Genomic DNA, 24,171 nt, shown 5'->3' with positions numbered 1-24,171 from the left:
ATTGTCACTTGAACCTCATAAAAAAACGTGCAATCATTGCGCAAATTTTTAGCACCCCATGTCCCCAACGGTGTTTCCGCTCCTTTAAGTCAGAGGGTTACTGGCATGACTGGTTTTGTTGCACAAGCGCTGCCGCGCACCAGACATCTGATGATGCCATTATTCCACCGTTGCCTCTCCCGAACGCAGCCCGAACGCACACGCCTGCCGACCATGCGGTAAGGTCAGCCGATGCTCGCTGTTAGGCATTATTAAAAATAGAGCTGCGGCTCTGATTTTACTGATGTCTATCGGACGCTGCCGATACCAGTTCCCGATAGCCGCCTGATTGCCTTGCGATCATGGGCCGGTCACGCTTGCGCATTAAGCTGCAACCCGGGCATCACTTTGCCGGGATAACGTTGTTATCTCATCACCGTGCCTGTGGCACAGCCTCATCCTTAACAGTTTGAGAGTCAGCATTATGAAAGAATTGAAAATAGCAACAAGCGCCAGCCTGGTCGCCACCATTGAAACCCTGCGTCAGATCGTGCGGGTGGAGCAGACGGACTACACCGACGTGGCGGCGGTAGTGGTGTCGGTAGCCGATGTGAACGCCGGCATTCTGGCGCGGTTGAAGGCCACCGGTTTCGACATCCCGACCTTTGTTGCTGTTGAAGGGGACGACTCTCTCTCCCCGGACTACCTGCCGTTTATCAGCGGCGTGTTCGCGTTGCTGGCCGGCGCCAGCAAGCCGTTTTACATGGCCCAACTGGAGGCCGCCGCAGACGCCTACGAGCAGGCGCTGCTGCCGCCGTTCTTCAAGACGCTGAAAACCTACGTGGAAATGGAAAACGCCACCTTTGCCTGCCCGGGGCACCAGGGCGGCGAATTCTTCCGCAAGCACCCGGCCGGCAGGAAGTTTTTTGAGTTTTACGGCGAAACCGTTTTTCGTTCCGATATGTGCAACGCCGACGTCAAGCTGGGCGACCTGTTGATCCACGAAGGATCGGCCAAGGATGCGCAAAAGCATGCGGCGCGGGTATTCAATGCTGACAAAACCTACTTCGTGCTCAACGGAACGTCCGCTGCCAACAAGGTGGTGACCAACGCGCTGCTGACCCGCGGCGATCTGGTATTGTTCGATCGCAACAACCATAAGTCCAACCACCACGGCGCGCTGATCCAGGCCGGGGCGACGCCGGTCTATCTGGAAACCGCGCGCAACCCGTTCGGCTTTATCGGCGGCGTAGACTCGCGCTGTTTCGATGAGCGCTATCTGCGTGAGCAGATCCGCGAGGTGGCGCCGGAGAAGGCCAACGCCCAGCGGCCGTTCCGTTTGGCGATCATCCAGCTCGGCACTTACGACGGCACTATCTATAACGCGCGTCAGGTGATCGACACCATCGGCCACCTGTGCGATTACATCCTGTTCGACTCCGCCTGGGTGGGTTACGAAGGCTTTATCCCGATGCTGAAAGAGTGCTCGCCGCTGCTGCTGGAGCTGGACGAACACGATCCGGGCATCTTCGTCACCCAGTCGGTGCACAAGCAGCAGGCCGGTTTCTCGCAAACTTCGCAGATCCACAAGAAAGACGACCATATCAAGGGGCAAAAGCGCCACTGCAATCATAAGCACCTGAACAACGCCTTTATGCTGCATGCCTCGACCAGCCCGTTTTATCCGCTGTTCGCCGCGCTGGACGTCAACGCCAAGATGCACGCCGGCGCCGCCGGCCGCCGCATGTGGATGGACTGCGTGAAGCTCGGCATCGAGACGCGCAAGCAACTGCTCAAGCGCTGCTCGCAGCTGAAACCCTTTATTCCGCTGCAGGTGGCGGGGCGGGATTGGCAGGATTACGATACCGATCTGATCGCCGACGACTCCCGTTTCTTCAACTTTGTGCCGGGCGAAAAGTGGCACGGTTTCGAAGGCTATGCGCAGGATCAGTACCTGGTGGATCCCTGCAAGCTGTTGCTGACCACGCCGGGCATCGACGCGGCCACCGGCCAATACACCGAATTCGGCGTGCCGGCGACTATCCTGGCCAACTTCCTGCGCGAGAACGGCATTGTGCCGGAGAAGTGCGATCTGAACTCGATCCTGTTCCTGCTGACCCCGGCGGAAAACCCGGCCAAGCTGGAACAGCTGGTGGAGATGCTGGTGCAGTTCGAGCGTTACGTGGAGGAGGACGCCCCGCTGAGCCTGGTGCTGCCGACGGTCTACCGCAAGAATGAACAGCGCTACCGCGGTTACAGCATTCGTCAGCTGTGCCAGGAGATGCACGACCTGTACGTCAGCTTCGACGTCAAGCAGCTGCAGAAAGAGATGTTCCGCCAGGACCATTTCCCGCCGGTGGAGATGAACCCGCAGGACGCCAACGTCGAGTTTATCCGCGACAACGTCGAGCTGGTGCCTATCGGCCAGGCGGCGGGGCGCATCGCGGCGGAGGGTGCGCTGCCGTACCCGCCGGGCGTGCTGTGCGTGGTGCCGGGGGAAGTGTGGGGCGGCGCGGTGCAGCGCTACTTCCTGGCGCTGGAAGAGGGCATCAACCGCCTGCCGGGCTTTTCGCCGGAGCTGCAGGGGGTGTATATCGAGAAAAAAGATCACGGCTGGAAGCGCATCTTCGGCTATATGATCAAGCAATAACGCCGGGCGGCCCGCAGAGGGCCGCCATGACATTGTGACCGCCCGGGATGACAAAGCGGGAAGGCGCCGCTACCTTTTAGGTAAATCCATCGGTGACAAAAATAATATGATGAAAAAAGAGGGATATATCGAGTGGGTCGACGGGGAGAAAAGACGCGCTACGCTGGGTAATTTCAACTGGTTTCTGTTGGTTAATGCCCTGTTCTCGGTCTACCTGTTTTTTCAGCGGGCTCAGGGCTATGACGCCCACTCGGTTATTCAGCCGCTGCGCGATGCGCCGGCGATAAGCGGAGTGGCGCTGATATCGGCCTTGTCCTATGTGGCGCTGCGTCGGCTGGCCGCCAAAGGGGAGCGATCGGTTTGGCGCGGCGCCGTCGTTTGTCTGCTGCTGCTGGCCCTGTGCTGGTGCGCTATTTTTTACCACCTGATCGTCAACGACATCATTTATCTGGTGTATCCGCTGACTATCGGCCTGCTGTTTTCCTCTCTGGTGGCTTTCTACCTGTCTCCCAGGCTGTTTTTCCTGTTTAGCGTCCCGGTGCTGTTGGCGGCGATTGCCGAAAATATCGTGATCCGCAGCGCTTTCTCGTTGGTGAACCTGATTTCCTATGCGCTGATGCTGTTTGTAATTTATTCCGCGAAGCGCCGCCTGGAGCACTGGTTTCAGCTGGCGCTCGAGCGCGAGCGGGAAAACCAGCGGCTGATTGAGCGGCTGAGCAGGATGGCGCATCGCGATCCCCTGACCGGCATCGCCAACCGGCGCGGTTTCGACAGCTTTTTCGACGCCGTCTTGCAGCGCGAGTCGCTGCTGCAGAGGCCGTTTTCCCTGATCATGCTGGACGTCGATTTCTTCAAAAAATACAACGACCGCTATGGTCATCAGCAGGGGGATGAGTGCCTGATCCGCCTGGCGGCCTGCCTGGAGAGCGCCACCCGCCGTTCGCAGGATCTGGTGGCCCGCTATGGCGGGGAGGAGTTCATCATTCTGCTGCCGAAATCCGACGCGAACGAAGCGGTGCAGGTGGCGAAAAGGATTGAGGCATCGCTGGCGGAGCTGGCGCTGCCGCATGCGGGTTCCGAGGTGGCGAATCGGGTCACGGTGAGCCAGGGCATCGCCCAATGGCGCAAGGGGCTGGGGCGTGAGCAACTGCTGGCGGCGGCCGACGCGGCCTTATATCGCGCCAAGGCGCAGGGGCGCGATGGCTATAGCCTGGCGGATTGAGGATGGCGGCGGGGGCGACGTCGGTGTCCGCCCCCGCCGGGGGGATCAACGGCGGCGATAGCTCTTCTGCGCGTTGTTCACCTTCACCAGGTAGCGGCGCGATTCGGCGGCCGGATGCTTGGTGGTCAGCGTCTGGTACACATCGCCGGGCTGCATGTTGTTGATGATGCCTACCGCGCGGCTTCGGTCGCTGGAGAACACCCGCAGCACGCTGCCTGCGCCGCCGTTATAGGCGGTGATCACCGCATAGCGGCGCGAGGTCGGGTTCTGAATGCCGCCCAGGTAATTGTTCTGCAGGATCGCCAGGTAGGCGGTGCCGGTATCGATGTTGTTTTCCGGATCGAACAGATAGCTGCGGCTCGGTTTGCCCCATTTGCCGCGCATCTGGAACACGTCCTTGCCGGCGGTATGCTGCACCACCTGCATCAGGCCCAGCGCGTCGGAGCCGCTTACCGCATACGGGTTGAAACTCGATTCGGTCTGCATGATAGCCAGGATCAGCGACTCTTCCACACCGTATTTCTCCGACGCCTTGCGCACCATCGGCAGGTATTTATGCGCACGCTTGTCCAGGTGGTTCGGCACCAGCTGAATGGTGACCGAGTAAATCACATGCAGGCCGGAGGTGCGTTTTTGCAGCCTGGTCTGCAGCAGATAGTCGGCGAAGTGCGCCGCGCGCCATTCCCAGCGGATCGGCGCGCCCTTGTTATCCAGCACCTGGCCATACAGGAACGGCTCTTTACTGATCTGGATATCGTTGACGTCGGAATAGAGGTCGATAGACCCCGGATCGTCGCCCATCAGCAGGGTGCTGATGATCGCCCGGCGCAGATGCGCGCTCGGATCGGTGGTGGCGATGGTCTCGATGGTGATGGCGCCCGAATCGAAGTTGATGTGGCTGCGGGTTTGATACTGGTCGGTATATTTGACGTAGTCTTTCGGCCCGGCGATCAGAACTTCGTTCAGACCCCAGATGTTTTCGATGTTGTGGGCGAACTGGCCCATCAGAATGTCGAAGCCGTTGGTGTCTTTCACCCAGGCTTCGTTGACTTCATCACTTTTTTTGCCGGAACAGGAAATCAGCAAAGGCGCTATCACTAGCAAAGCTAAAATTTTCTTCATCTTAAAGCCGTCTTGAAGAATTATAAGAGTATTGAAGCGGGCCAGCGCCTGGCCCCAACAGCGTTATTCGCTTGGCGGCGTATAGCCTTCGATATGCACGTCATGCCCTTCGAACAGGAATTTGATCATCTCTTGTTCCAGCAGCTTGCGGTCATCGACGTTCATCATGTTCAGCTTTTTCTCGTTGATCAGCATGGTTTGCTTCTTCATCCATTCGCCCCAGGCTTCCTTGGAGATCTCGTTGTAGATGCGTTTGCCGACTTCACCCGGGTAAAGCTGGAAATCCTGCCCTTCGGCGTCGCGCTGCAGGAAGGTACAAAAAATGGTGCGGCTCATGCTAATTCCTCGTCAATGGCGTTATCGCCATATAAATTTTGTTGGATCGGAGACTGCTTCGCCAACTGTTGCAACAGGCGATCAACCGGCGCTGCCAGCCCGACCGACGGCGGCTGCGCTAAGTTATACCAGAGACCGGGGCCCTCATCCATGCCGCCGCCCGCCGCGTTGATTTCCAGCCACATCGGCACGATATCGAGGTGGAAATGGCTGAATGTATGGCGAAATGCGGTCAGCTGCTCCAGGCGGTTGCCTTTCAGACCGCGTTGTTGCAGCCAGAGTTCCAAACCGTCGCGTTCGCTGAACTGCGGGAAGCAGAACAGGCCGCCCCACAGGCCGACCGCCGGGCGCTGTTCCAGCCACACGCGTTCGCCATGCTGCAGCAGCAAGAAGTAGGCGGTTTTTTCCGGCAGGGTCTGTTTCGGCTTCTTGCCGGGATAGTTGGCCCAGCTGTGGTTGGCGTAGGCGATGCAGCCGACGTTGAGCGGGCAGAGCTCGCACTTGGGTTTGGAGCGGGTGCACACCATGGCGCCCAGATCCATCATCGCCTGGTTGAATTGGCCGACGCCCTGCGCCGGGGTGACGTCTTCGCTGATCTTCCACAGCCGGTTCTCGACCTCTTTTTTTCCCGGCCAGCCTGCCACCGCATAGCAGCGCGCCAGCACGCGCTTCACGTTGCCGTCGAGGATCGGGTAGTGCTGGCCGAGCGCCAGCGACAGCACCGCGCCGGCGGTGGAGCGGCCGATGCCGGGCAGGGCGGCAATTTCTTCGAAGGTTGTCGGGAACTCGCCGCCGTGCTGTGCGACAATGGTCTGCGCCGCCTTGTGCAGGTTGCGGGCGCGGGCGTAATAGCCCAGGCCGGTCCACAGATGCAGCACCTCGTCCAGCGGGGCTTCCGCCAGCGCGCGCACGTTGGGAAAACGCGCCATAAACCGCTGAAAGTAAGGAATGACGGTGGCAACCTGAGTCTGTTGCAACATCACCTCGGAGAGCCATACTTGATAGGCGGTCTTATCAAGCTGCCACGGCAGGGTTTTACGGCCGTAACGCTGGTACCAGTCAAGCACCACCTGTGCGAACTGTTGTGCTTGCATCATAAGCAGATTCGATATCCGGCAGAAAATGAAGCGAGATTGCAGCATAGAGTCATGATGCTGTAAACCGGAACTTTCCGACGTCGCACGGCAGGTATTAAGATGAACACTTGCTAAACCAATGTATCTTTGCATAATGCGCGTTTCCCTAATTGGCAGCCAAACAGACAGAAAGCACTATGATTAATGACGTCATCTCCCCGGAATTTGATGAGAACGGCCGCGCGATGCGCCGTATCCGCAGTTTTGTCCGCCGCCAGGGGCGGTTGACCAAAGGCCAGCAGCACGCGCTGGACAACTATTGGCCGGTGATGGGCGTGGAGTATCAGGCTGAACCTGTCGACATCGCCGCACTGTTCGGGCGCGACGCGCCAACGGTGCTGGAGATCGGCTTTGGCATGGGCGCCTCGCTGGTGACCATGGCGGGCAACAACCCGCAGCAGAACTTTTTGGGGATAGAAGTGCATTCGCCGGGTGTGGGCGCCTGCCTGGCCGACGCTCACGAAGCCAGGCTGAGCAACCTGCGCGTGATGTGTCACGACGCGGTCGAGGTGCTGGAAAATATGATCCCGGACGGTTCGCTGGACATGGTGCAGCTGTTCTTCCCCGATCCGTGGCACAAAGCGCGGCACAACAAACGCCGCATCGTTCAGACGCCGTTTGTCGAGCTGGTGTTGCGCAAACTGAAGGTGGGCGGCGTGTTCCACATGGCCACCGACTGGCAACCTTATGCAGAACATATGTTAGAGGTTATGAACGGGGTCCCAGGCTACGCTAATCTTTCCAGCGATAATGATTACGTGCCGCGCCCGGACTCGCGTCCGCTGACGAAATTTGAATTACGCGGCCAGCGCCTGGGACATGGCGTTTGGGACTTGATGTTTGAGAGGAAAGAATAATGGCTAAGAACCGCAGTCGTCGTTTACGTAAAAAATTGCACATTGAAGAGTTTCAGGAACTGGGTTTCTCCGTCGCCTGGCGTTTTGCCGAAGGCACCGCCGTTGAAGATATCGACAGCACGCTGGACGCGTTCATCGACGAAGCGATCGAGCCGAACGGCCTGGCGTTTGACGGCAGCGGCTACCTGCAGTGGGAAGGGCTGATCTGCCTGCAGAAGATCGGTCACTGCACCGATGAGCACCGCGAGCTGGTGAAAAACTGGCTGGAAGCGCGCAACCTGACCGAGGTTAAGGTCAGCGATTTGTTCGACATCTGGTGGGACTGATCTCTCTCGCCCGATGAGCGCGGCCCGCGCCGCGCTTATTTATTTTAAGGTGCCTTAACGGCACCTTTGTTTTATGTCCCACAGATTTCAAGCCGCGGCCAGGCGGCGAGCAAACGCAGCCAACCACGCTGCGGCTTGAAAGATGAAGGGAAAGCCGGAGTGTGACCGAGGTGGTAACAACATTGGATAACGCGTTGCTGGACGACATCCTGCAACAGGTTCGCCCGCTGATAGGCCAGGGGAAAGTGGCGGACTACATACCGGCGCTGGCGGAAGTGGCCGCCGACCGGTTGGCGATCGCCGTCTGCACCGTGGACGGTGAAATGTTCCAGGCCGGCGACGCCATGGAGCGTTTCTCCATTCAGTCGATTTCCAAGGTGCTGAGCCTGACGTTGGCGCTGACGCGCTACCAGGAACACGAGATTTGGCGGCGGGTCGGCAAAGAGCCTTCCGGGCTGCCGTTCAACTCGTTGCTGCAGTTGGAAATGGAGCAGGGCAAGCCGCGTAATCCGTTTATCAACCCCGGCGCGCTGGTGGTGTGCGACATGCTGCAAACCCGGCTCAGCGCACCCAAACAGCGGATGCTGGAAGTGGTGCGGCAGCTGACCGGCGAAGACTGTCTGGCCTACGACGCGCGCGTGGCGCGCTCCGAGTTCGAACACTCCGACCGCAATGCGGCCATCGCCTACCTGATGAAGTCGTTCGGCAATTTCGAGAACGACGTGCTCACGGTGCTGAAGACCTATTTCCACTACTGTGCGCTGCGCATGAGCTGCGTGGAATTGGCGCGCGGCTTTGTTTATCTGGCCAATCACGGCCGCGATCTCAGCGGCCAGGAAGTGATCAGCCCGCTGCAGGCCCGCCAGATCAACGCGCTGATGATGACCAGCGGCATGTACGACGGCGCGGGGGAGTTCGCCTATCGGGTGGGGATGCCGGGCAAGTCCGGGGTGGGCGGCGGCATCGTCGCCATCGTGCCGGATGAGCTGTCGATTGCCGTCTGGTCGCCGGAACTGGATGCCTCCGGCAACTCGCTGGCGGGAACTGCGGCATTGGAACTGTTGTCTCAACGTATCAGCCGTTCGATTTTTTAATCCCAATATGGATGGGAGTCAGGAGAAGACATGTTAAAGAAAACCGGGTTAGCCTTACTGCTGTTGACGGCTTCGCAGGCCCACGCCGAGTATCAGTGCAGCGTTAAACCCCAGGACGACGTGATTATCAGCCCGCAGAACGTGCAGGTGACGGGCGCCAGCGGCAACCTGCAGATTTCGCCGGACGGCGACGTCACCCGCGACGGGCAGGCGCTGAGCCTCAACGACAGCCAGCGTCAGAAAGCCTTCAGTTACCAGAGCGCGCTGCGCAAGGAGCTGCCGTGGATCGACAACGGCGCCCAGCAGCACCTGGAGAAAGCCCGCGTGGCGCTGGACAAGGTGATCGTCAAGGAATTGGGCAGCGACAGCAACGTGCGCAACCGCCTGACCACCCTGAACGGCCAGCTCAAGCAGCAGATGAACCGCATTATCGAACACCGCAGCGACGGGCTGGCCTTCCACCACAAGGCGGTCGATCAGGTCGAGCAGGACGGCCGCAACATCGTGCAGCAGAGCATGGGCGGCGTGCTGCAGGACAGCCTGAACGAGATGGGCGTCAAGCAGGCGACCAACAGCGGCGGCAACCCGCTGCAGGCGATTATGGGCAACCTGGGCGGCCTGCAGAAGGCGATCCAGAACGAATGGAACAACCAGGAGCAGGATTTCCAGAACTTTGGCCGCGACGTGTGCAACCGCGTCACCGGGCTGGAAACCCAGCGTAAAGACCTGCTTAATGCGTTGAAGTAACATGAATATATAGCTGGGCGATCGTTTTTTGATCTCTCGACGGCTATCTGACAAACTGGCTAAACTATAATCAATAGCTAAAAGGATTTTGCATTGATGCCAGTGATATTCCGTTATAAAGGCTATAAATTCTTTTTTTACTCGAATGAAGGTGATCCGCTTGAACCGGCGCATATCCATATTCGAGATGCTGACGCAGAAGCCAAGTTTTGGCTGACCCCTTTGGTACAGTTAGCCCGCAACGACGGGTTTAACGCTAAAGCCCTAAAGGAATTAACGGAGATCGTTAGGATTCATAACAGGTTGTTTTTGGAGGCATGGAATGAGTATTTCAGCTAAAAACGTAAGTTTTGACGATGCGACGATGTGGGTCGAGCTGAGCGATGCCAGAATCATTGGCGTGCCGCTGGCGTGGTTCCCCCGCTTGCTGAATGCCACGGATGAGCAGCGCGCCGGATATGAGCTGAGTACCCGCGGTATCCATTGGGATATGTTGGATGAAGATATTTCCGTTGAAGGGCTGCTAAAGGGGCGTGGGGATGTCACACACCGCCCCCATCACGCCGCCTGAAAAACCAATGAAAAAGCGCTGAATTAATCAGCGCTTTTTTTTATTCGTCCGCCAGAAACAGCTCCAGCAACGAGTTGAGGAACAGCTTGCCTTTCTCGGTGATCTGCCAGTATTCCGCCGTCTCTTTCAGATAACCCTTTTCCAGCGCTTCATCCAGCTGCGGGCGGATCGCGCTTTCGGCCAGCCCGGTGTAGTTGACGAAGTCGGCGCGCGGCGCGGCCTCCAGCAGGCGGAAGCGGTTCATGAAGAACTCGAATGGCCGATCCGCGGCCGCTACCTCATGCTGCTTGTCCATATACTTGCCCTGCATGAACCCGCGCGGGTGCTTGGTTTTCGCCGTGCGCAGGATGCGGCCGTCGCTGAAGGTCAGCTTGCCGTGCGCGCCGCAGCCAATCCCCAGGTAATCGCCGAAGCGCCAGTAGTTGAGGTTGTGTTGGCACTGATAACCCGGTTTGGCGTAGGCCGACGTCTCGTACTGCTGGTAGCCGGCGGCGCTCAACAGCTGATGGCCGCGCTCGAAGATGTCCCACAGGGCGTCGTCGTCCGGCAGCACCGGCGGGCGCGAACTGAACAGGGTGTTCGGCTCGATGGTCAGCTGATACCACGACAAATGCGGCGGGTTGAGGGCGATGGCCTGGCGCAGATCGTCCAGCGCCTCTTCCAAAGACTGGTCCGGCAGCCCGTGCATCAGATCGAGGTTAAAGCTGCGCAAGCCCAGCCCGGTGGCCAGGTGCGCCGCGCGTTTGGCCTCTTCCGGGCCGTGAATGCGCCCCAGGCGGGTCAACTTCTCGGCGCTGAAGCTCTGCACCCCAATGGAAATGCGGTTCACGCCGGCCCGCTGGTAGCCGCTGAAGCGATCGGCCTCCACGGTGCCGGGGTTGGCTTCCATGGTGATTTCGGCGTCGTCGGCGACGCGGATGCGTGCGCGCACGCCGTCCAGCAGCGCCTGCATCGCCTCGGCGCTCAGCAGGCTGGGGGTACCGCCGCCGATAAAGACAGTGCTGATTTCCCGGCCGCCGGCCAGCGGCAGGTCGGCATCCAAATCGGCCAACAGGTGATCGACGTACTCCTGATGCGGCACCTCGCCCTTCAACGCATGCGAGTTGAAGTCGCAGTACGGGCATTTCTGCACGCACCACGGGATATGGATGTACAAACTCAGCGGAGGCAGCTTAAGCATTGCGCATGGCTTCCAGCATCAGCTTCAGCGCCTTGCCGCGGTGCGACACCGCGCTCTTCTCGTCGCGACTCAGTTCGGCGGCGCTGCGGCCCAGCTCCGGCAGGTAGAAGATGGGGTCATAGCCGAAGCCGCCTTCGCCGGCGGACTGGAAGGCTATTTCGCCGGCCCAGCTGCCGTGGAACACCAGCGGCGTCGGGTCTTCCGCGTGGCGCATATACACCAGCACGCAGTGGAACTGCGCGCCGCGGCTGCCCTGCGGCACGTCTTTCAGCGCCGCCAGCAGCTTGTCGAGGTTTTCCTGGTCCGAAGCGTCGACGCCGGCGTAGCGCGCGGAGTAAATGCCCGGCGCGCCGCCCAGCGCATCCACCGCCAGGCCGGAGTCGTCGGCGATCGCCGGCAGACCGGTAATTTGCGCCGCGTGGCGCGCCTTGAGGATGGCGTTTTCGATAAACGTCAACCCGGTTTCCTCGGCGGGATCCACGCCCAGTTCGGTTTGTGCGACCACGTCCAGACCGAAATCGGCCAGCAGGCCGGCGAGCTCGCGCACTTTACCCGGGTTACCGGTGGCAAGAACGACTTTTTGCATAGTGACTACCTTGAATTTTATTCTATAAGCGCCGCGACCACGGCGGGGATCTGTTGCGGATTAACGATGCGTAACTGTTTGTGCCGCCCCAGTTCGCCTTTCTCGATGGTGACGTTGCTTTTCGCCACCCTGAACTGCTTGGCGATGAACTTGATCAGATGAGCGTTGGCCTGGCCGTCGACCGGCGGGGCGGTAATGGCGACTTTGAGTTCGTCGCCATGCAAACCGACGATCTGGTCGCGGCTGGCTTTCGGCTGAATATATAGCCTGATCGCCAGCCCGTCCAGCACGGGGGTGACCGCACTCACAGCAGGAACCAGATCTCGCCGAACAGATCCATGCCCAGGTAGTTGATCAGATAGAGGATCAGGATCACCACCATAGCGGAAAAATCGATGCCGCCCATCGCCGGGATGATGCGGCGGATCGGTGCCATCAAGGGTTCGGTCAGCTGATACATGACGTAATCGATCGGGCTGCGGCCCTGGCTGATCCAGCTCATCAGCGCGCGGATAATCATCACCCAGAAGATCAGGTAACCGGCGGACTTGACCAGCGAGATCAGGCCGAACAGCAGATTATACGGGCTGAGCGACATCGCGCCGCCCTGAATCAGCAGCAGCAGCGGATACTTGATGGTCATCAGCAGGAACGCCAGCAGCAGCGAAGCGCTGTCGATCGGCCCCAACGAAGGGATGATGCGGCGCAGCGGCCCGACCACCGGCTGGGTGATCTTCACCACAAACTGTGAGAACGGGTTGTAAAAATCGGTGCGCGTCCACTGCATCCAAATGCGCAGCAACAGCACCATCACGTACAGATCAATAACGGTCTTGACCAAAAAAGTCAGCGTTAGCATGAAGTGGTCCTTCTCCTTAACTCTCGGTTATTTAAAATGATTTTTCCATTTCCTGCGCACGGGAAACCGCCGCCTGCATGGCTTTGGCTACGGTCTCCGGCAGCCGCTGTTCGTTGAACACCCGCAGCGCTTCGGCGGTGGTGCCGCCTTTGGAGGTGACCTGTTCGCGCAGGGTGGATAATGGCGTATCCGGGTTGGCCTCGACCAGTGCGGCGGCGCCGGAGGCGGCCTGCTGCACCAGATCGCGCGCGGTCTGGCTATCGAAGCCCATGCGTTCGGCTTCTTTTTGCATCGCTTCCATAAACAGGAAGAAATAGGCCGGCGCGCTGCCGGCCGCGGCGATCACCCCGTTGATGCCGTTCTCGTCATCCACCCAGCAGATTTTGCCGACCGAACTCATCAGGTCGCCGGTGTAGTCGCGATCCTGTTGGCTGACCTGCGGCGGCGCATACAGGCCGCTCATGCCTTTGCCGACCAGCGACGGGGTATTCGGCATGATGCGCACGATATTCAGCCGGTCGCCCAGCAGCTGGTAAAAGCGGCTGACCTGAATACCGGCGGCGATCGACAGCACCAGCTTGGCGGAAAAGTCGATCTGTTCCCGCAGCGGCTGGCAGACGTCCGCCATCATCTGCGGTTTGACCGCCAGCACCACGACTTCGGCTTCGCGCGCGCAGGCGATGTTGTCGCCGCTGCTGACGATGCCGTAGTCCGCCGCCAGCGCGTCCCGGTTTTTCGTCGAGGGGGCGTAAACGCTGATGGATTTGGCCGGATAACCGCCCGCCACCAGGCCGGCGATGATAGCGCGCGCCATGTTGCCGGCGCCAATAAAGGTAATCTTGCGATGTTGCATCAAATCCCTCGTCATAGGTCAGGCCGGTGAGTAATCACGGGCGCCAAAAATTGCGGTGCCGATACGCACCAGGGTGCTGCCCGCGGCGATGGCCGCCGCCATGTCGTCGGTCATGCCCATCGACAGCGTATCAACCTGCGGGTAGCGCTGCCGCAGCGCCAGGAAAGCGTCGTTCATGCGGCCGAACACCGCCAGCTGCCGCGGGTAATCGTCTTCCGGCGCAGGAATGGCCATCAGCCCGCGCAACCTCAGATTGGGCAGGGCGGCGATCGCCTCGGCCAGCGCCGGCAGCTCATCCAGTACAATGCCAGATTTACTCTGCTCGTCGCTGATATTTATTTGGATCAGCACGTTAAGCGGGGCCATCTCTGCCGGGCGCTGATCGCTCAGGCGCTGGGCGATGCGCAGCCGGTCCAGCGTGTGGCACCAGGCGAAGTGCTCCGCCACCAGCCGGCTCTTATTGGATTGCAGCGGGCCGATAAAGTGCCATTCCAGCCCGGCGGCCTGCGGCGACGCGGCGAAATGCTGAATTTTATCGACCCCTTCCTGCACGTAGTTTTCACCAAACGCCCGTTGGCCGGCGGCGATGGCTTCTGCGATCGCCGCCACAGGTTTGGTTTTGCTGACGGCAAGCAGGGTAATTTCTTCTGGCGCGCGCGCGCAGTCTCGAGCGGCCGACGCAATGCGGTTTCTGACATCCTGCAGGTTCTGTTGAATAGTGCTCATTATTGACCCAGGAGATTGATATGGATATCGATGAATTCGTGGCCCTTAGTGTAAAGCATAATGCTTCCGATCTGCACCTTTGTGCCGGTCATCCGCCGATGTTGCGCATCGACGGTGAATTGCGGCCGCTCGAAGGGGCGGAAAGCCTGAGGCCGGAGCGCATGCTGGCCCTGTGCGACCGGCTGCTGGCGCCTTCGCAGCGCCGCGAACTGCAGCAGCGCGGGCAGCTCGATCTGGCGCTGCAATTGCCGGGCGGTTTGCGGCTGCGCGCCAACGCGTTTTTACAACGCGAGGGTATTTCCCTGGCGCTGCGAAGGATAGCCAGCGAGTGCCCGACGCTGGCGGCCTTGGCGGCGCCGGAGATTATCCCGGCGCTGCTGCGGCGCGAAGACGGCCTGATATTGGTCACCGGCGCCACCGGCAGCGGCAAATCCACCACGCTGGCGGCGATGATCGACGAGATTAACCGCCACCAGCGGCGGCATATTCTCACGTTGGAGGACCCCATCGAGTTTATGCATCACAGCCGACGTTCGCTGATCCAGCAGCGTGAGCTCGGCCGCGACAGCCACAGCTTTGATGATGCGTTGCGCGCCGCGCTGCGGGAGGATCCGGACGTGATCCTGCTGGGGGAACTGCGCGACACCGCCACCATTCGCCTGGCGCTCACCGCGGCGGAAACCGGGCATCTGGTGCTGGCGACGCTGCATACCCGCAACGCGCCGCAGGCGATTGAGCGGCTGGTGGACGTCTTTCCGGCGGAGGAGAAGCCCTACGTACGCGCCCAACTGGCCGGCAGTCTGCAGGCGGTGATCGCACAGAAGCTGATCGAGCGCCCCGGCGGCGGCCGGCTGGCGATTTTTGAAGTGCTGACGGCGACGGCGGCGGTCAGCAGCATGATCCGCGAAGGCAAAAACCACCAGCTTGCCAGCGTGCTGCAAACCGGCGCGCAGTCCGGCATGCAGACCTTTGAACAGGGCCTGCAGCAGCGGATCGACGCCGGTTTGCTGGGGGACAGGGGAGAACGAGAACGGGCGGTTAGCCCAGTTGCTTTTCGAACCAGCTTTCCAGAATGACCACCGCGGAAGCGGAGTCTACGCTGCCTTTGTCCAGCGCGCGGAAACCGCCGCGGTCGAACAGGTTGGCGCGGGCCTCAACGGTGCTCAGGCGTTCGTCGTGCAACGCAATCTGCACGCCAAAGCGGCCGTGCAGGCGGTTGGCGAACTTGCGCGCCTGCTCGGTAACCGGCTGTTCGGTGCCGTCCATATTCAGCGGCAGGCCGACCACCACCAGGTCCGGTTGCCACTCTTTCAGCAGCTTTTCGATTTTTTGCCAGTCCGGCGAACCGTCCTGCGCTTTGAAGGCCGCCAGCGCGCGGGCGCTGCCGGTCAGTTCCTGGCCGATGGCCGCACCGATGCTTTTGGTGCCGAAATCGAAGGCGATAATGGTGCGGTTGCTCATCAGGCGTGTCCTGCGTGGTTGGCGATGCTGCGGATGTCTATGCCCAGGCGGTTGGCGGCCTCGCGCCAGCGGCTGGCGATCGGCGTATGGAACAGAATGTCGGGGTCGGCCTCGATGGTCAGCCAGGCATTCTCCAGCACCTCTTGTTCCAGCTGGCCCTTTTCCCAGCCGGCGTAGCCCAGCGCCACCAGCACGTCGTCCGGCTGCTCCGGGGTGCCCAGCGTCTCCAGCACGTCTTTCGAGGTGGTGATCATGGTGTGCGGCGAAATTTGAATGCTGGAGCCGAAGCCTTTGCGCGGAGTATGCAGGATAAAACCGCGGTCGTCCGCCAGCGGTCCGCCGGCAAACACCGGCTTGTCGAGGCTGATAGCCGGATCGCGCGCCGGCGGCATGATCTTCAGCTTGTTCAGCACCGTCGCCACCGTGAACTGCTCCACCGGCTTATTGATCACCAGCCCCATGGCGCCTTCTTCGTTGTGCTCGCAGACATAAATCACCGAGCGCTTGAAGCGGGGATCCTGAAGTGATGGCATGGCAATCAGAAAATGGTGCTGTAAATTCATGGCGTTATTAAGGTAATCAATGGGTGTGAAGTTAAACAGCCGCCAGTATGCGGCCATATCCCTAACCTTTCAAGCCGCAGCCCGGCCGGCAGAGGCCGACGGCGGCGGCGCGCCCAGGCCAGGATCGCGGGCGGTTTTGCCGCCCGCGTTGCGGATTACTTCGCCGCCAGACGCTTTTCTATGGCGTCCATCAGCATACCGGTGATGGAGATCGGGAAGGCGGCTTCGATCTCGCGCGCGCAGGTTGGGCTGGTGACGTTGATCTCGGTCAGACGATCGCCGATCACGTCCAGGCCAACGAAAATCAGCCCTTTCTCTTTCAGCGTCGGCGCGACGGCCCGGGCGATTTTCCAGTCGCTTTCGCTCAGCGGGCGCGCTTCGCCGCGGCCGCCGGCCGCCAGGTTGCCGCGCGTTTCACCCTGCGCCGGAATGCGCGCCAGGCAGTAAGGCACCGGTTCACCGTCGACCACCAGGATGCGTTTGTCGCCTTCCTTGATCGCCGGCAGGAAGTTCTGCGCCATGCAGAAGCGGCTGCCGTGTTCGGTCAGGGTCTCGATGATCACCGACAGGTTCGGATCGTCCTGCTTCACGCGGAAGATTGACGCGCCGCCCATGCCGTCCAGCGGCTTGAGGATAACGTCGCCGTGCTGCTGGTGGAATTTGCGGATATGCGCGGCGCTGCGGCTGACCAACGTGTCCGGCGTCAGTTCCGGGAACCAGGCGGTGAACAGCTTCTCGTTGCAGTCGCGCAGGCTTTGCGGCTTGTTGACCACCAGCGTGCCTTTCACCTCCGCGCGCTCCAGAATGTAGGTCGCGTAGATGTATTCGGTATCGAACGGCGGGTCCTTGCGCATCAGGATCACGTCCAGATCCTGCAGCGCCAGATCCTGCTCTGCGCCGAAGCTGAACCAGCTCTCCTTGTCTTCCTTGACGCTCAGCAGGCGGGTGCGGGCGCGGCCGTCCCCGGCGTGCAGATAGAGATCGTTCATCTCCATATAGTGCAGTTCCCAGCCACGGCGCTGCGCTTCGAGCAGCATGGCGAAGCTGGTGTCTTTCTTGATGTTGATGGAGGCGATAGGGTCCATCACGATGCCGAGCTTAATCATCTTTTCTCCTTTAACCCAGATCGCCGAAACGTACCTGCAAAGCGGTAATTGCGGTGAGCGCTGTGGTTTCTGTACGCAGAACGCGTGGCCCCAGCAGGATATCAGTAAATCCGTGGCCTGTGGTCATCGCAATTTCGTCGGCGGATAAACCGCCCTCCGGGCCGATCAGCAGGCGGACATGTTCCACCGGCAGCGGCAGGGTGTTGATGCTGTGGCTGGCGCGCGGGTGCAGGTTGAGCTTCAGGCCGTCGGCCCGTTCGGCGCACCAGGCCTCCAGCTGCATCGCCTCGCGGATTTCCGGGAGGCGGTTGCGGCCGCACTGTTCGCAGGCGGCGATGGCGATTTTCTGCCACTGTTGAATTTTTTTCGCCAGGCGCTCGCCGTCCAGTTTTACGCCGCAGCGTTCGGAAAACAGCGGGGTGATGACGTTGACGCCCAGCTCGATGGATTTCTGAATGGTGAACTCCATTTTCTCGCCGCGCGAGATAACCTGGCCCAGATGCAGGTTGAGCGGCGACTCGCGGTCATCCTCCCGGGCGGCGCCTAAACGCACCTGAACGCTTTTTTTGTCCACCCGGACTATCTCGGCGTCGAACGCCTGATTGCTGCCGTCGAACAGTTCCAGCGCCTGGCCGGCGCTCATGCGCAGCACGCGCCCAACGTGGTTGGCGGCGTCTTCGCTCAGGGCGATTTCCGCATGGCCAGTCAACGGCTGCGGATGATAAATGCGGGGTATACGCATGTGATTGTTTGATCCTGACGAACTTGCAGCTATCGGCGCTGCGGCTTGAAAAAAAAGAGTATATACCCAACGGTTAGCTTTTTCGCCGCTGACAAGCCTGTTGAATATAGGGGTTATGGTTGCCCTGAACCTTGGCGATACGTGCTTCGCGCTGACATTCCCACTGGCTGACCGGATACTGGCGGTTCCACACCTCGAACAGCTGGGTTTGCTGGCGCGAAAGGCGCAGCTGGTAGCGGTCGCGCATATAGAAATAGGTGCGCGCGATGGCGCCGCGCGCGCGGGCCGGCGGCTCCGCCTGCTTGTTTTTGAAGTCCACTTTCATCGGGCACTGGCCATACTGGCCTTCACCGCCACGCCACTGGCTGTACATGAAGTTGTTGCGATCGCCGTTCACTTCGCCGATCGCCGGCTGCAGATTATGCAGATCGGTTTCGATTTGGCGGTAGCCGGCGTCCTTATTGCAGTTCTTGCGGCCGCCCTGTTGCCAGCACTGCAGCTGATGGCCGAACTGCCAGGCCGGCACCACGTGTTCCCACTCGATGCGCTGGGCGCGCTGGGCGTTTTTACGCGCCTGATAGCCGCAGCTGGCGAGATCGGGGATGCCCTTTTTGCCCTGCCAGTCGATGCGGCAGCCGCAGTAGAAGCTGCCGGGGGCGTCCCGGTTGATTCTGGCCGCCGCCGCCTTGGCCTGCGAGAAATTATTGATGCCGTGCGCCTGAGCGGCGCCGGCAGCGAAAACCACCATAAACAAAATTTTGCGAAGCATATTCCAAAACAGCTCGAAATTGGAAAAGCAGGCAGGGTAACGGAAGTTATCGGCAGTGGCAAACGGCGATATTCACTTGTTTTAACGGATAAATCGTTAGGCTAAAGGCTTTCGCTAGCGAGAAATTTCAGCTTTTCACCGCACTGGCGGCAGCGGTACTCGCTCTCGCCGCGCAGCACGCGGTTGTGGCGGCGTACGGTAAGCTGGTGCCGCTGGCAGCCGCAGCGGTAGGGAAAGGTTTTGCTCTGCACCGAAGCGATTTCAAACTGGTGAGTGCGGCTGGCGGGCACCCGCAACACGCTTTCCATCATCCAGCGCCATTCGCGGCCGTGTGGCGCCACGCGGCCAAACTGCCGGAACACCAGCAGGTGCGCCAGCTCATGCGGCACCACTTCGTCGATAAACGGCTGTTGGTTTTCCATCAGCAGCACCGGGTTCAGGCGGATTTCCCAGGCCTGCAGCCAGGCGGTGCCCGCGCTGGTGCCGCGTTGCTGGTAGATGATTTTCGGCTCGGGGAACTCGACGGCAAAATGCTGACGGGCCAGCTGCAGCTTGTCCCGCAGGCAACGCATCACCGCCTGTTGCAGCGCTATGGGGATTCTTGGTTTGTTCATTGCGGCTAGCTTAAGCAATGGCGCAGCGGCTGGCAATAAGCCGCCGAGGCAAATGATGCGGGGGGCTGGGCACAGGTTTTTTAGCGCATTGATAACCCGATCGTCGTCGATGGATTGTAATCAATGTGTTAACTGCGGGATAATAAAGCGTGCATGATGAGCCTGTACCCGCAGTTCTCACCGGACCAGGTTGAAACGCCGCCCACGCTTTCCCTTACGATAAGAGCGGTTATTTTGCGATTTGGCGCAATAACCGACTGATTAAAAAACCGTAAGGTGGGGGCAGTTTTTTGACAGAGCGCGCCTGAGCCGCGCCGCAAGTGTGAATTTAACGCAGCTGATGTTGCAAGTGAGAGATCAATGTCGAATAAACCGTTCCATTATCAAGATCCGTTCCCACTGAAGAAAGACGATACCGAATACTATCTGCTGAGCCGCGATCACGTTGCCGTGAGCGAGTTTGAAGGCCAGGAGATCCTCAAGGTCGCCCCCGAAGCGCTGACCCTGCTTGCCCAGCATGCGTTCCACGACGCGTCGTTCATGCTGCGCCCGGCGCACCAGCAGCAGGTTGCCGACATTCTCAAGGATCCGGACGCCAGCGAAAACGACAAGTACGTTGCGCTGCAATTTCTGCGTAACTCAGAAATCGCCGCCAAGGGTATTTTACCGACCTGCCAGGACACCGGCACGGCGATCATCGTCGGCAAAAAGGGCCAGCGCGTCTGGACCGGCGGCGGTGACGAGGCGGCGTTGTCGCGCGGGGTATACAACACCTATATCGAAGACAACCTGCGCTATTCGCAGAACGCCGCGCTCGACATGTATAAAGAGGTCAACACCGGCAGCAATCTGCCGGCGCAGATCGATCTCTACAGCGTGGACGGTGAAGAATACAAATTCCTGTGCATCGCCAAAGGCGGCGGTTCGGCCAACAAAACTTACCTGTATCAGGAAACCAAGGCGCTGCTGTCGCCGGGCAAGCTGAAAAGCTACCTGGTCGACAAAATGCGCACTCTCGGCACGGCGGCCTGCCCGCCGTACCACGTGGCGTTCGTGATCGGCGGCACTTCGGCGGAATCTACGCTGAAAACCGTCAAGCTGGCTTCGACCAAGTACTACGACGGCCTGCCGACCGAAGGCAATGAGCACGGTCAGGCGTTCCGCGACGTGGCGCTGGAAGAAGAGCTGCTGAAAGAGGCGCAGAATCTGGGGCTGGGCGCCCAGTTCGGCGGCAAATACTTCGCGCACGATATCCGCGTGGTGCGCTTGCCGCGCCACGGCGCCTCTTGCCCGGTCGGCATGGGGGTATCCTGCTCCGCCGACCGCAACATCAAGGGCAAGATCAACCGCGACGGCATCTGGCTGGAGAAGCTGGAGCATAATCCGGGCAAGTTTATTCCGCAGGAGCTGCGCCAGGCCGGGGAAGGCGAGGCGATCAAAATCGACCTCAACCGCCCGATGCGCGATATCCTCAAGCAGCTGTCGCAGTATCCGGTATCCACTCGCCTGTCGCTGAGCGGCACCATCATCGTCGGCCGCGATATCGCGCACGCCAAGCTGAAAGAGCGCCTGGACCGTGGTGAAGGCTTGCCGCAGTACGTCAAGGATCACCCGATCTACTACGCCGGCCCGGCTAAAACCCCGGACGGTTACGCGTCGGGTTCTTTGGGCCCGACCACCGCCGGGCGTATGGATTCCTACGTCGATCTGCTGCAGTCGCACGGCGGCAGCATGATCATGCTGGCGAAGGGCAACCGCAGCCAGCAGGTGACCGACGCCTGCAACAAGCACGGCGGCTTCTACCTCGGCAGCATCGGCGGCCCGGCCGCGGTGCTGGCGCAGCAGAGCATCAAAAGCCTGGAGTGCGTGGAATACCCTGAACTGGGCATGGAAGCGATCTGGAAAATCGAAGTGGAAGATTTCCCGGCGTTTATTCTGGTCGATGACAAAGGCAATGACTTCTTCCAGAAGATCCAGGCCGGCCAGTGTTCCAGCTGTTTGAAGTAGCGGCAGAAAATAGTTGCCGCCCGCTGGCGGGCGGCAAATTTATCCCCAGTGTAAAGTCCTGTAGCCTGCTGGACGCCAAGTTTTAACCTGTATACCTTACGTGCAAAGCAGTAAAACGCGCACAAAGGCATATTTGGAAAATAAGGCTCGGCAAGCACATGGGAACGCAGGAAAGTCATATCAGGGAACTGCTGGTCTGGATTGAAGATAACCTGACCAATCCGCTGTCATTGGATATCGTCTCCGCCAAATCCGGCTACACAAAATGGTATCTGCAGCGAATGTTCAAAAAGCAGACCGGCTTGTCGCTGGCTTCGTACATTCGCGCTCGCCGCCTGTATCTCGCCGCCTTCGCCCTGCGTTTCACGCAGAAGAGCATTCTCGATATTTCCATTGATTATCAGTTTGATAATCAGCAAACCTTCTCCCGCTGTTTCAAGAAACACTTTGCCGAATCCCCCAGCGCCTATCGTCATGCCCGCAATCAGGATTACAGCAACCTGGTTCGCTCGCTGTCGGCCAACCAACCCGGCGATATTCAGGTCGATCGCGTCAGCATCGCGCCGGGCCAGTATGTTCTCCGGGGAAAACGTTACGCCTACCATCTGGATATCGAACATCTGGAAAAGTCACATCTGCATATTCGCAGCGGGATCCGGGAGCAGTTCTATGCGCAGCTGGGCGGGCGCCCTGGGCTGACCTATTCGTTTACGCAGCTGATCCCGGACGGAGAGCAGGTCAGAGTGGATTACGCCCTCGGCGTGACGGCGGATTGCCCGCTCAATGAGGATGCGGAACTGGAACGCTTGCCGGATATTCACGGCGATTTTTGCCGCTTCTGCTATGCCGGCAAACCGGTGGCGCTAAACGACCATATCATCCATATCTACACCCAGATTTTGCCCGAGCTCGGCCTGGCGCGCGGCGACGGGCCAGACCTGACGATGTTCAGCTATTCGCTGAACGAGCGGGAGGAGCTGCATCTGGCGTTGCAACATCTGGTGCCGGTGACGCCGCTGCGTTGATCGGTTCGGCGGCCGGCGTGCGGTTTTTCTGCTGCACGATGGCCGCCATTACCGCCAGCGCGATCTCCGCCGGGGTTTTACTGCCCAGCGGCAGCCCGATCGGCGCGTGGATCCGCGCCAAATCCTGCGGGGTAAACTCGGCGATTTGCTGCAGCCGCTGGCGACGCCGCGCGCTGTTTCTCAACGAGCCCATGGCGCCGATATAAAACGCCGGCGTGTGGATCGCCTCCATCAATGTCAGATCGTCCATGCGCGGATCGTGAGTCAGCGCCACAACGGCGGTATTGGCGTGGCAGCCGCCGTCCTCGATGAACTTGGCCGGGAACTGGCGCAGCAGGGTCACGTGGGGTTTAAGCTGAGCGGCGAAGTTATCCAGCGCATCGGGGCGGTTTTCGCATACCAGCACCTCAAAACCCAGCGCCGCGGCGAAATCGGCGCAGTACAAGGCGACGCTGGACAGCCCGGCGATCAGCAGGCGCGGCGCGGCGGCGATATGCAGCGTGATCTGCTGCCGGCGGCGTTCAACCCGGGTGGCGCTGGTGAAATCGCTCGGCTCCAGGCTGCTGCAGGCGGCGGGCGGCGTCAGGCGCTTGACCAACGCATGATGCCCGTCCAGCGCGCCGGCGATGCGGGCCAGGTAAGCGATGCTGGCTTCGCCGGCCGGCAGGTATTCGATCAGCACGTCCAGCACGCCGCCGCAGGGCAGCGCCACGTTCGGCTCCATGCCGCCCTCGCCGTAGCGGATCACCTGGCTGGCCGCCTGATATTCCCCGGCGGCCACGCGCCGCAGAAAGTCTTCCTCAACGCAGCCGCCCGATAGCGAGCCGCTGTAGCGCCCGTCGCGCGTGGCCGCCATCAGGGCGCCCGGCGAACGCGGCGAAGAGCCGTAGGTGGCGAGTACGGTGCACAGCCACACCGGCTGCTGCTGCAGCCAGCTTATCGCCTGGCTGACCACGGTGACATCAAGATGTTGCATAGCTGAATTTACTCGCTGGCCGGTAGCTGTGACGGAAGATCAATATCCTGCACCACGCCTGCCCGATCAAGCGGCAGCAGGTAAACCGCTTCCTCTTGCAGCAGCGCGCGTGCGCCATTATCGCCGCGCAATCGGCAAAGGCTTTTGCGCAATAGAGCGGAAAAACCGACCGGATGGCCGGGCAGTTGCCCCACGCAGGGGCGGACAATCGGGTGGCGCTGCAGGGCGTCGGCGACCAGCAGGAAGATATCCGGCGTGACGAACGGCATATCCGCCAGATGGACCAACCAGCCTCGCCAGTGCGGGGTGGCGGCTACGCCGGCGGCGATGGATTCCCCCAGCCCGGCGCTGGCCAGCAGCGTCACCGGCACCTGATACGCGCCGCAGACTCGCTGCACCTGCAGATTATCCGGCCGGGTCACCACCCGCACCGGCAGGCCGGACGCCAGCGCCTGGCGCAGCGTGTGCTCGAACAGCGGGCGTTGCAGGCCCGCCGCATCGGCAAATTCGGCGTTTAACTTGTTGCCCTGGCCGCCGGCCCGAACGAAGCGTTCACCGCGCCCGGCGGCGGCGATAAGAATACCTGTCGTCATGTCTCATGTTCCGCGTTTGCGCAAACTTTAGCATACAAACTATATGTGTTTTTGAGATGTGTTTTTGTTGA

The 24,171-nt window shown here is 60.3% G+C and carries 28 protein-coding genes; 11 read left to right on the top strand and 17 right to left on the bottom strand.

The genetic code is table 11. The features are described from left to right. Positions 1 to 463: 463 nt before the first annotated feature. Complete coding sequence (gene speF, locus D7I37_RS03315) at positions 464 to 2,629, top strand: ornithine decarboxylase SpeF (protein ID WP_061798549.1); 2,166 nt, start codon at positions 464 to 466, stop codon at positions 2,627 to 2,629. Between the two features lie 106 nt (positions 2,630 to 2,735). After that, positions 2,736 to 3,851, top strand: a complete 1,116-nt coding sequence (locus tag D7I37_RS03310) for a GGDEF domain-containing protein (RefSeq protein ID WP_129543303.1) — start codon at positions 2,736 to 2,738, stop codon at positions 3,849 to 3,851. A gap of 45 nt (positions 3,852 to 3,896) precedes the next feature. Here the strand turns inward: D7I37_RS03310 and mltC are convergent, their stop codons facing one another. The 3 genes from mltC to mutY all read right to left on the bottom strand — a co-directional run bounded on the left by mltC (position 3,897) and on the right by mutY (position 6,406). After that, positions 3,897 to 4,973 (bottom strand): membrane-bound lytic murein transglycosylase MltC, encoded by a 1,077-nt coding sequence (gene mltC, locus D7I37_RS03305; RefSeq protein WP_129543302.1) that lies wholly within the window; start codon positions 4,971 to 4,973, stop codon positions 3,897 to 3,899. Between the two features lie 63 nt (positions 4,974 to 5,036). Next, positions 5,037 to 5,309: an oxidative damage protection protein gene (locus D7I37_RS03300; RefSeq protein ID WP_061798555.1), complete on the bottom strand. Its 273-nt coding sequence runs from the start codon at positions 5,307 to 5,309 to the stop codon at positions 5,037 to 5,039. Next, a complete protein-coding gene (mutY, locus tag D7I37_RS03295) occupies positions 5,306 to 6,406 on the bottom strand; it encodes an A/G-specific adenine glycosylase (protein WP_370671122.1) in 1,101 nt (366 codons plus the stop codon). The genes D7I37_RS03300 and mutY overlap by 4 nt, the downstream gene beginning before the upstream one ends. Positions 6,407 to 6,582: 176 nt before the next feature. Here mutY and trmB point away from each other — a divergent pair, with 176 nt between their 5' ends. The 6 genes from trmB to D7I37_RS03265 all read left to right on the top strand — a co-directional run bounded on the left by trmB (position 6,583) and on the right by D7I37_RS03265 (position 10,040). Next, positions 6,583 to 7,302, top strand: coding sequence for a tRNA (guanosine(46)-N7)-methyltransferase TrmB (gene trmB / locus D7I37_RS03290; RefSeq protein WP_061798558.1), 720 nt, complete (start codon positions 6,583 to 6,585; stop codon positions 7,300 to 7,302). Next, positions 7,302 to 7,628 (top strand): YggL family protein, encoded by a 327-nt coding sequence (locus D7I37_RS03285; RefSeq protein ID WP_061798560.1) that lies wholly within the window; start codon positions 7,302 to 7,304, stop codon positions 7,626 to 7,628. Before trmB ends, D7I37_RS03285 begins: the two co-directional genes overlap by 1 nt. 170 nt (positions 7,629 to 7,798) lie before the next feature. Further along, complete coding sequence (gene glsB, locus D7I37_RS03280; protein ID WP_061798696.1) at positions 7,799 to 8,722, top strand: glutaminase B; 924 nt, start codon at positions 7,799 to 7,801, stop codon at positions 8,720 to 8,722. 30 nt (positions 8,723 to 8,752) lie between these two features. Further along, a complete protein-coding gene (locus D7I37_RS03275) occupies positions 8,753 to 9,469 on the top strand; it encodes a DUF2884 domain-containing protein (protein WP_061798562.1) in 717 nt (238 codons plus the stop codon). A gap of 96 nt (positions 9,470 to 9,565) precedes the next feature. Then, on the top strand, positions 9,566 to 9,808 hold the full coding sequence (locus tag D7I37_RS03270; RefSeq protein ID WP_061798564.1) for a DUF4160 domain-containing protein: 243 nt from the start codon (positions 9,566 to 9,568) through the stop codon (positions 9,806 to 9,808). Beyond that, positions 9,792 to 10,040, top strand: coding sequence for a DUF2442 domain-containing protein (locus tag D7I37_RS03265; RefSeq protein ID WP_061798567.1), 249 nt, complete (start codon positions 9,792 to 9,794; stop codon positions 10,038 to 10,040). The genes D7I37_RS03270 and D7I37_RS03265 overlap by 17 nt, the downstream gene beginning before the upstream one ends. 40 nt (positions 10,041 to 10,080) lie before the next feature. Here the strand turns inward: D7I37_RS03265 and hemW are convergent, their stop codons facing one another. Genes hemW through D7I37_RS03235 form a run of 6 tightly spaced genes read right to left on the bottom strand, consistent with a single transcriptional unit; the run spans position 10,081 to position 14,244 of the window. Beyond that, positions 10,081 to 11,220 (bottom strand): radical SAM family heme chaperone HemW, encoded by a 1,140-nt coding sequence (hemW, locus tag D7I37_RS03260; protein ID WP_129543301.1) that lies wholly within the window; start codon positions 11,218 to 11,220, stop codon positions 10,081 to 10,083. Further along, positions 11,213 to 11,806 (bottom strand): XTP/dITP diphosphatase, encoded by a 594-nt coding sequence (locus tag D7I37_RS03255; protein ID WP_061798571.1) that lies wholly within the window; start codon positions 11,804 to 11,806, stop codon positions 11,213 to 11,215. Before D7I37_RS03255 ends, hemW begins: the two co-directional genes overlap by 8 nt. Before the next feature lie 17 nt (positions 11,807 to 11,823). Then, positions 11,824 to 12,114, bottom strand: a complete 291-nt coding sequence (gene yggU, locus D7I37_RS03250; RefSeq protein WP_061798572.1) for a DUF167 family protein YggU — start codon at positions 12,112 to 12,114, stop codon at positions 11,824 to 11,826. After that, the gene (locus tag D7I37_RS03245; RefSeq protein ID WP_033635944.1) at positions 12,111 to 12,665 is read right to left on the bottom strand and encodes a YggT family protein; all 555 of its coding nucleotides are present in this window, start codon (positions 12,663 to 12,665) and stop codon (positions 12,111 to 12,113) included. The genes yggU and D7I37_RS03245 overlap by 4 nt, the downstream gene beginning before the upstream one ends. Before the next feature lie 31 nt (positions 12,666 to 12,696). Then, a complete protein-coding gene (gene proC / locus D7I37_RS03240) occupies positions 12,697 to 13,518 on the bottom strand; it encodes a pyrroline-5-carboxylate reductase (protein WP_061798574.1) in 822 nt (273 codons plus the stop codon). Positions 13,519 to 13,536: 18 nt separating this feature from the next. Next, entirely contained in the window at positions 13,537 to 14,244 is a 708-nt protein-coding gene (locus D7I37_RS03235; RefSeq protein WP_061798576.1) for a YggS family pyridoxal phosphate-dependent enzyme, read from the bottom strand. A 20-nt stretch (positions 14,245 to 14,264) separates the two neighbouring features. Between D7I37_RS03235 and D7I37_RS03230 the strand changes: the two genes are divergently transcribed. Then, positions 14,265 to 15,320: a type IV pilus twitching motility protein PilT gene (locus D7I37_RS03230; RefSeq protein ID WP_129543300.1), complete on the top strand. Its 1,056-nt coding sequence runs from the start codon at positions 14,265 to 14,267 to the stop codon at positions 15,318 to 15,320. Here D7I37_RS03230 and ruvX read toward each other — a convergent pair. The 6 genes from ruvX to D7I37_RS03200 form a co-directional block, all read right to left on the bottom strand. Next, positions 15,283 to 15,705 (bottom strand): Holliday junction resolvase RuvX, encoded by a 423-nt coding sequence (ruvX, locus tag D7I37_RS03225; RefSeq protein ID WP_061798578.1) that lies wholly within the window; start codon positions 15,703 to 15,705, stop codon positions 15,283 to 15,285. The genes D7I37_RS03230 and ruvX overlap by 38 nt on opposite strands. Next, positions 15,705 to 16,268, bottom strand: a complete 564-nt coding sequence (locus tag D7I37_RS03220; RefSeq protein WP_061798700.1) for a YqgE/AlgH family protein — start codon at positions 16,266 to 16,268, stop codon at positions 15,705 to 15,707. Before D7I37_RS03220 ends, ruvX begins: the two co-directional genes overlap by 1 nt. Positions 16,269 to 16,423: 155 nt before the next feature. After that, complete coding sequence (gene gshB / locus D7I37_RS03215; RefSeq protein ID WP_061798580.1) at positions 16,424 to 17,374, bottom strand: glutathione synthase; 951 nt, start codon at positions 17,372 to 17,374, stop codon at positions 16,424 to 16,426. 10 nt (positions 17,375 to 17,384) lie between these two features. After that, on the bottom strand, positions 17,385 to 18,116 hold the full coding sequence (gene rsmE / locus D7I37_RS03210; RefSeq protein WP_129543299.1) for a 16S rRNA (uracil(1498)-N(3))-methyltransferase: 732 nt from the start codon (positions 18,114 to 18,116) through the stop codon (positions 17,385 to 17,387). Between the two features lie 73 nt (positions 18,117 to 18,189). Then, the gene (endA, locus tag D7I37_RS03205; protein WP_129543298.1) at positions 18,190 to 18,885 is read right to left on the bottom strand and encodes a deoxyribonuclease I; all 696 of its coding nucleotides are present in this window, start codon (positions 18,883 to 18,885) and stop codon (positions 18,190 to 18,192) included. A 101-nt stretch (positions 18,886 to 18,986) separates the two neighbouring features. Then, a complete protein-coding gene (locus D7I37_RS03200; protein WP_061798585.1) occupies positions 18,987 to 19,499 on the bottom strand; it encodes a SprT family zinc-dependent metalloprotease in 513 nt (170 codons plus the stop codon). 360 nt (positions 19,500 to 19,859) lie between these two features. Here D7I37_RS03200 and fumA point away from each other — a divergent pair, with 360 nt between their 5' ends. Both fumA and D7I37_RS03190 read left to right on the top strand, forming a co-directional pair. Beyond that, a complete protein-coding gene (fumA, locus tag D7I37_RS03195) occupies positions 19,860 to 21,506 on the top strand; it encodes a class I fumarate hydratase FumA (RefSeq protein ID WP_061798586.1) in 1,647 nt (548 codons plus the stop codon). A 158-nt stretch (positions 21,507 to 21,664) separates the two neighbouring features. Further along, positions 21,665 to 22,531 (top strand): helix-turn-helix domain-containing protein, encoded by an 867-nt coding sequence (locus D7I37_RS03190; protein ID WP_061798588.1) that lies wholly within the window; start codon positions 21,665 to 21,667, stop codon positions 22,529 to 22,531. Here D7I37_RS03190 and D7I37_RS03185 read toward each other — a convergent pair. After that, on the bottom strand, positions 22,455 to 23,507 hold the full coding sequence (locus D7I37_RS03185; protein WP_061798590.1) for an XdhC family protein: 1,053 nt from the start codon (positions 23,505 to 23,507) through the stop codon (positions 22,455 to 22,457). The two genes, D7I37_RS03190 and D7I37_RS03185, sit on opposite strands and share 77 nt — an antisense overlap. An 8-nt stretch (positions 23,508 to 23,515) precedes the next feature. Further along, positions 23,516 to 24,100 carry an NTP transferase domain-containing protein gene (locus tag D7I37_RS03180; RefSeq protein ID WP_061798592.1) on the bottom strand — a complete coding sequence of 195 codons (585 nt, stop codon included), beginning with the start codon at positions 24,098 to 24,100 and terminating at the stop codon, positions 23,516 to 23,518. Between the last annotated feature and the right edge of the window lie 71 nt (positions 24,101 to 24,171).

The sequence above is a fragment of the Serratia sp. 1D1416 genome (genome assembly GCF_003641105.1).
GTDB lineage: Bacteria > Pseudomonadota > Gammaproteobacteria > Enterobacterales > Enterobacteriaceae > Serratia > Serratia ficaria.
The sequence above is the reverse complement of the archived record's forward strand: the minus strand, read 5'-3'. Positions and strand labels throughout refer to the sequence as shown.